This is a genomic window from Actinomadura sp. HBU206391 (genome assembly GCF_014323665.1).
Taxonomy (GTDB): domain Bacteria; phylum Actinomycetota; class Actinomycetes; order Streptosporangiales; family Streptosporangiaceae; genus Actinomadura_C.
The window spans coordinates 1-6924 of sequence record NZ_JABVEB010000275.1 but is presented as its reverse complement, the minus strand read 5'-3'; the positions used below and the strand labels follow the sequence as shown (position 1 = coordinate 6924).

Below are 6924 nucleotides of genomic sequence, written 5' to 3'. Positions count from 1 at the left end.
CTTCGACAGCACCCAGTACGGGCTCTTCCTCGGCAACGAGGTCTACATCCTGGCGTGCTCGGCGCACTGCGATCCTGCTGCCGCGTGGCCGGTCAACCAGAACTGACACGCTGTCGCAGATGTTCAGAAGGGCTTTCCGTCCACGCCGCCGCCGGTGCCACCCGCCAAGAGCCGGCCGAGGTGGTCGACATCGCCCTACGTGCTTTTCCCGGCGAGGCTCGCAGCACTAGATTCGTTTGATCGTCGCGAACCAGGCCGGTGCGCCGTCGTCGTGGTATCGCGTCTGCACCCGGTCCGGTTCGATGGCGGCGACCTTCCATCCATTGCCGGGGTCGAACGCCGCTCTCAGCTCTTCCCGACTGATGGGGTGCGGGCCGGTATCGGGACCGTCGTCGCTGAAGCACAACACATACAGGGTTCCATCGTGCTCGGTCACCGACGCCAGACTCGCCACGTATCCTGGTCGCTCGTCGCCGTCGAAGGTGTGGAACAACCCGCAGTCCAGCACTGTCTCGAACCTGCGCCCCAAAAGCTCCAGCTGGAACGCGTCAGCCGTAGCGAACTCAACCTCGATCCCACGGTCGTCGGCCTCCGCCCGGGCGATCGCCAGTGCCGTCTCAGCCACGTCAACGCCCAGAACCGACAATCCCAGCGAGGCGACGTGAAGAGCGTTCTCGCCGGTTCCACAGCCCGCATCGAGCACCGCTCCGGCGAATCCGCCTTCGGATGCCAAACGCACTATTGCCGGCTGCGGCCGGCCGGTATCCCAAGGCGCAGGACCGTCGTGGTACGACGCATCCCAGGACAGTCCCGTCAGCCGTTCGTGACTGGTCGGGTGCCGACCACCGAACGGATCGTCAGATAGGGGTCCTGATCGCTCCGACAACTTCGTCCCCCTTCAAACAACAGGAATAGTCGATACCTGTGGATCAGGCTTGTTCTTCCGGTATATCAGTGAAGTTGGCCGACCTGGTGTAGGTGGTCGAAGATGATCTGGTCGACGGGGGATACCTGGTCACGGTTGGCATAGGTCAGCCAGACCAGTTCGGCGATTTCGCTGTTCGGGGTCGGCTGGCCCTGATGGTCGGCGGTGTAGCAGGTCATTTGCACGGTGATGCCGTCTGCGTGGCCGTGTGCTTGTGCTTCGAAGGTGCCCAGGTGTGTGGCGGTGGTCGAGACGATGGCGACGCCGAGTTCCTCGTCAATCTCCCGGACGAGGGTGTCGAGGTCGGTCTCGCCGGGTTCGCGTTTGCCGCCGGGGATGTAGTAGACGTCCTTGCCGTGTGATCGGGTGCTGAGAATCTTGCCATCCCGCACGTGGATCCAGGCGATCTTGTCGATGGTCATGGTCATCGCTCCATCCTTCATTGATGCGGGTCGGCCAGGCGAAGGTGTTCTTGAACGCCCACTCGCCGCCGACCCGCGCGGCGGCCAACGGCCTCGCCTCCGTCGGGTCCACCGGCTCCGTGATCGCATGGACCGAATTGTCGTACACGCAGGTGCCCCGACCGTCGCTCAGGAGAGTTCTGGACTGCCGGCAGGGCGGTTGCCGGGCCCGTCCGTTCCGCTTCCCATGGGGTGGGTCTGGACGGGGAGGAGGTGCGGGCGTTTGGCCGTACGGCCGTCGCCGGAGGAGCGGCCTCGCAGGCGTCTGCCGAGCCACGGGCCGAGGAAGGCGGTCACCCAGTGGAGTTCGATGGCCGCAGCGCGCCATGCGGCCGGGGCGATCACCGGCGAAGACAGCGGAAGCGTCCAGGAGTCGCTGCTGCCGGGCAGCCGGAGTGCGTGGGCGACGGCCGCGGCGATGCGTTCGTGTCCGAGAGGGCTGGCGTGCAGCCGATCCCGGGTCCACAGTCGCGGGTCGGTGACGACCAGGGGACGGGCGGTTTCGGCGACGATCACGCCGTGGCGCAGGGCGGCGGCGCGGATGCGGTCGTTGAGGGCGGCAGGACGAGAGCCGATCGGGCGGGCCAGGGGGGTGATCCGTGCGATGTCAGGGAAGGTGAAGGTCGCGACGCGGGCGCCTTGGGCGGTGAGGGCGGCGAACATCGCCTCCAGGTGGCCGGCCACCTCGTCGGCGTCGAACCGGGGTCGGAGCAGGTCATTGACTCCGGCGGCGACGGTGGCCAGGTCGGGGCGCAGGGCGAGTGCGGGGCCGAGTTGTTCGGCATGGACCTGGGCGGCGAGGCGTCCGCGTACGGCCAGATTGGCGTACCGCAGTCCGGGGTTGGTCACCGCGAGCTGCTCGGCGAGCCGGTCGGCCCATCCACGCAGGCCCGTGATGTCGTCGCCGTCGCCGAGTCCTTCGGTCTGGCTGTCGCCCAAGGCGACGTAGCGCGAGTACTCACCGCTGGGCATGAGCCGCCCGCCTTTCCCGCAGGATCGCCGCGCTCCGGTGGCACCAGTCCCGGTTGCCCCGCTCGAAGGCGAGTCCGCGCAGACAGGTCAGGTAGGGGCCGATCCGTTCACCGTGGCGCAGGAACTCCTCCTCGCTCCTGTCGCCGCGCATCTGCCGCAGCAGCCTGCTGAACAGCTCGATCTTTGCGTCGGCGAAGGTGGCTCGCTCCATGAGCTGTGCGATCACCTCGTCGACGTCCACGTGGTCGGAGGCCTGGACCTTGACGGCAAGGTCGTCACGGATGATGGAGGGCTTGTTCACGGATGCCGCGAACCGTTCCAATTCGGCCAGACCGGCCTCGGTGACCTTGAAAACGCGCTTGTTGGGCCGGGTGTCCTGGACCACCTCCCGGCCGGCGACCAGTCCCTCCTTCTCCAGCTTGGCCAGCTCCGTGTACAGCTGCTGAGGCAGGGCGTGCCAGAAGTTCGCCACCCCCATGTCGAATGACTTGGCCAGCTGGTAACCGCTGAGCTCCTCGTCCAGCAGTGCCACCAGCACGGCGTGCCGCAACGCCATCGAGACGCCTCCTCCCTTTCCGGATGAACCTCTGCCATGATACTCAATTAAGTGACTAATCACTTCCTTGACTATCAATCGTGTTCGTGACGAGAGAGGTGCGGTCATGACCACCGCAGACCGCTTCCGGGCAGCCGCCGAGCATCGCGATCTCGCCGCTCTGAGCGAGCTGTTCACCGACGACATCCGCTTGTACAGCCCGGTGAAGCTCACTCCCTTCGAGGGCAAGCCCATGGTCGTGGGCCTCCTCGGCGTCCTGCTGCGCACTTTCGAAGACTTCCGCTACACCGGTCACCTCGACGGCACGGCGCAGACCAGCGCCGACGGCACCGAGGCACCATCGACCATCCTGCTGTTCCGAGGCACGGTGCACGGCAAGCAGATCCATGGCATGGATCTGCTTCAGCTCGACGAGGCCGGCCTGATCAAGGAGGTCACGGTGATGGTCCGCCCGCAGTCAGCGGTGCACGCGCTGGGTGAAGCGGTCCTCGCCGGTCTCGTCGCCGACGGCCTCGTACCGGCACCGGCCGACCGCTAAGGTGCCGACAGCGGAAACGGCCTCAGAGCGGAGTCGTTCGTGGCGGAACGGGTGGAGCCTGATCCGGGCAGCGGGTTGACGGTTGCCGGGCGGCTGGTGTGGTGGACGGCGTCGCTGCTAGCCCCAGAGATGCGAGGTGCGGCGCAGGCGGATCTACGAGCCGAGGGCCTCGGTCAGAGCGAACCGCCGGCCAGGGCCGTGCCGGTCGGCGAGCTCAGCGGGTCATTGCGGTCGGCCGCCACGGTGCTCGACTGTGATGCCGTCCTGTCCGCGATACGGGAGCCGGACTGGACGGCGTTGATCGCCGAACACCGGAGGGATCCCTTCGGCCGCGTGCAGCGCCGCGCTCTGATCGCACGGCCTGACTGCCCCGACCCATTGACCGCCGCCCTGCTCAGCCCATGGGACTCGCTCGTCGCCGGCCGGCTCGTGGCCCGGCACCGGCGCCTTCCGCGGTGGGTGTGGCGGGCCGCCCTCGCCCGGATCGGTGAGTTGCGTCCCTCGTTTCTGCGGCATGTGCTCTCGGACGAGACGGTGGAGGAACTGATCCTCACCACGCCGCGTCTGGACCTGCTGGTCCGGGCCGTCGATGGTTACGACCACAATCACGACAAGGTGGCACAGGCGTTCTGGGAGTGTGCGGGCGCGCTGCTACGGCGCCATCTCGGTGCCGACCGGTCCGCCTGGCTGGCGGCCGCTGCGGCCGTGCCGTCCCACCGGGGTACGTTCGCGGGTGTGCTCCGGCGGATCGCGCAGAGATCGTCCGCGGCCTCGGCGGAGCAGGCCGATCTGCGAGTTCTGGCCCAGGCGCCCGATGCGGTGCTGGCCGATGTGATCGCCGACCTCTCCGATCCACAACTGATCCACCTGGAAAGACGCGATCTGGGTCCACGCCGGACGGAGCTCATGTCCATGATCCTGGACCGGTTCGTCGCGGCCGGAGTGCCTCCTCGCAGGCTGTTCGCACGCTGGGCCAACGGCCCGCGCTGCACACCTGCGGCGCGGTCGTGGGCGCACGGGCTGGACTCCGCGCTGGACCGGCGCAACGAGCATTCGGCTGCGTACGACGTGACACTGCGTCGACTGCTCGCGACCGGGTCGTCGCCCCAGGGAGCAGTGGTCGACCTCGTCAGCGCGCTCCGTACCTGCACCGGCCCGATCGAGGCCGAGGCAATGCTGACATCCGCGGTGGGCCAGGACGGGTCGCCACCCTGGGACGAACTGATCCACGCCCACCTCGATTCGCCGTTGCCGGCGCATCTGCTGTGCACTCTCGCCGCGCGCGAGGGATTCCCGGCAACACTCGCCCGGGCGCTGCCCGCCGATCGGCTCCCGCTCATCGCGGCCCAGAGCCCGGCGGCGGCGCGCACCGCCGTGACCGCGCTGCACCGCACGTCCAACAGCTGGGGTCTGCTCTACCGGATCCGCGCTGCCCAGGTCCTCAGCGACGAGGAACTGCTGGCGACGAGCCGCCCGGCCAGAGAGATCCTCTGGTACGCGTGCAGCCTGCGCCCGCCCGGGTCCGTGGCGTCATCCGGCGGTGACCACGGCGACGACCTGCTCGATCAGTACGTTCGGCTGGTGGACGTGGCCGCGCGGTCGGCGCCGGCAGGGTTCTGGCCCGCACTGCAACACCTGCTACCGGTGTTCGAGGGCACGCTCCCGGAACTGCTCGCCGCCGCTGCGGAAAACCGGTCCGGCTGAGAGCTGGGCAAGACACCGATCTGTTTTCGAAATGTTTCGGACGATCGGCGACCTTACTGAAACTTTGACTGATTTTCAAGTGAGTGTTCTATCGGCTGATGCCCCAACTAGCAGGTCAAAGTGCATGTGCGGTGATCGGCGACCGTCCCCGAATAACTTTCGAAATATATCGTTGACGTCGTTTCGAAGCGGGCGCATACTCGCACCATCGAGCTCGCCGCCAGAGCCGCCGCTCGTCCGCGGTTCTCGTGGTGAGTTCACGGCCTGGTCCCCCGCCGGCGTTCACGAGGAGGAAGCATGTCCATGAACGACGTCCCCGCCCACACGATCAGCCGCAGAGGCTTCATCGGCAGTGCCGCCGCCGCGGCGCTGATCACCTCCGCGATCATGTTGCCGGGCACCGCCAATGCCGACACGACCATCACCACGAATCAGACCGGCACCAACAACGGCTACTACTATTCCTTCTGGACCGATGCCGGCGGAACGGTCTCCATGACCCTGCGATCTGGCGGCAGCTACAGCACCTCATGGCGTAACACCGGGAATTTCGTCGCCGGTAAGGGCTGGAGTAACGGCGGACGCAGAAGTGTGAACTACTCGGGCAGCTTCAGTCCGTCCGGAAATGCATATCTGACTCTCTACGGGTGGACGTCGAACCCGCTCGTGGAATATTACGTCGTCGACAACTGGGGCACTTACCGGCCCACGGGAACGTACAAGGGCACCGTCACCAGCGATGGTGGTACGTACGACATCTACCAGACGACGCGGTACAACGCCCCCTCCGTCGAAGGCACCAGAACCTTCAATCAGTACTGGAGCGTCCGGCAGTCGAAGAGGACGGGCGGAACCATCACCACCGGCAACCACTTCGACGCGTGGGCCCGCGCTGGAATGCGTCTCGGCAACTTCAGTTATTACATGATCCTCGCGACGGAGGGATATCAGAGCAGCGGGAGCTCCAGCATAACGGTGGGCTGATGGACGTTCCGCGCCCGAGAAGGTCCTCGCCACCTGAAATATCGATCACTCAGCCGCCCGGCATCACTCGACCGCGGTCACGCCGCCGGCACGAGGAGGACTCCCGCATGCGAACCACACCACGTCTCTCGAAAGGCTCCCTGGTCACGAGGCTGGTCGTCGCCGCGACGGCCGTGGCGAGCACCGTCGCCCTCACCGTCACCCCGTCGAACGCCGCCGCCTGCAACGGGTACGTCGGGCTCACCTTCGACGACGGCCCGTCCAGCGGCAACACGCCGAGGCTGCTCAACGCGCTCAGGCAGAACGGGCTGCGGGCCACGATGTTCAACCAGGGCAATTACGCCGCCTCCTACCCGGCCCAGGTGCGGGCCCAGGTCAGCGCCGGCATGTGGGTCGGCAACCACAGCTACACCCACCCGCACCTGATCCAGCAGAGCCAGGCGCAGGTCGATTCGGAGATCTCCCGGACTCAGCAGGCCATCGCCAACGCGGGCGGCAGCACGCCGAGGCTGTTCCGCCCGCCGTACGGTGAGACCAATGCGACGGTGCGGTCGGTCGCGGCCAGGTACGGCCTGACCCAGATCATCTGGGACGTCGACTCGCAGGACTGGAACAACGCCAGTACCGACGCGATCGTTCAGGCCAACGCCCGGCTCACCAACGGCCAGATCATCCTCATGCACGACTGGCCCGCCAACACGGTCGCCGCGATCCCGCGCATCGCGCAGGTGCTGGCGAGCCGCAGCCTGTGCGCCGGCATGATCTCCCCGCAGACCGGCCGCGC

General features: G+C 67.0%; 8 protein-coding genes. 4 read left to right on the top strand and 4 right to left on the bottom strand.

Annotated elements, in window-relative coordinates:
- Positions 1-226: 226 nt before the first annotated feature.
- The 4 genes from HKK72_RS33965 to HKK72_RS33950 form a co-directional block, all read right to left on the bottom strand.
- A complete protein-coding gene (locus HKK72_RS33965; protein WP_187238517.1) occupies positions 227-886 on the bottom strand; it encodes a class I SAM-dependent methyltransferase in 660 nt (219 codons plus the stop codon).
- 65 nt (positions 887-951) lie between these two features.
- Entirely contained in the window at positions 952-1353 is a 402-nt protein-coding gene (locus HKK72_RS33960) for an NUDIX hydrolase (protein ID WP_187238516.1), read from the bottom strand.
- Positions 1354-1515: 162 nt separating this feature from the next.
- Complete coding sequence (locus HKK72_RS33955; protein ID WP_187238515.1) at positions 1516-2358, bottom strand: SGNH/GDSL hydrolase family protein; 843 nt, start codon at positions 2356-2358, stop codon at positions 1516-1518.
- Positions 2345-2914: a PadR family transcriptional regulator gene (locus HKK72_RS33950; protein ID WP_187238514.1), complete on the bottom strand. Its 570-nt coding sequence runs from the start codon at positions 2912-2914 to the stop codon at positions 2345-2347. Before HKK72_RS33950 ends, HKK72_RS33955 begins: the two co-directional genes overlap by 14 nt.
- A gap of 106 nt (positions 2915-3020) precedes the next feature.
- On the opposite strand from HKK72_RS33950, the gene HKK72_RS33945 reads away from it, so the two are divergent.
- The 4 genes from HKK72_RS33945 to HKK72_RS33930 form a co-directional block, all read left to right on the top strand.
- A complete protein-coding gene (locus HKK72_RS33945; RefSeq protein WP_187238513.1) occupies positions 3021-3452 on the top strand; it encodes a nuclear transport factor 2 family protein in 432 nt (143 codons plus the stop codon).
- A 39-nt stretch (positions 3453-3491) separates the two neighbouring features.
- Positions 3492-5156 (top strand): hypothetical protein, encoded by a 1665-nt coding sequence (locus HKK72_RS33940; protein ID WP_187238512.1) that lies wholly within the window; start codon positions 3492-3494, stop codon positions 5154-5156.
- A gap of 297 nt (positions 5157-5453) precedes the next feature.
- A complete protein-coding gene (locus HKK72_RS33935) occupies positions 5454-6140 on the top strand; it encodes a glycoside hydrolase family 11 protein (protein WP_410050372.1) in 687 nt (228 codons plus the stop codon).
- A gap of 107 nt (positions 6141-6247) precedes the next feature.
- Positions 6248-6924, top strand: a 677-nt coding sequence (locus tag HKK72_RS33930; protein ID WP_187238511.1) for a polysaccharide deacetylase family protein, incomplete at its 3' end; no start/stop codon positions are given.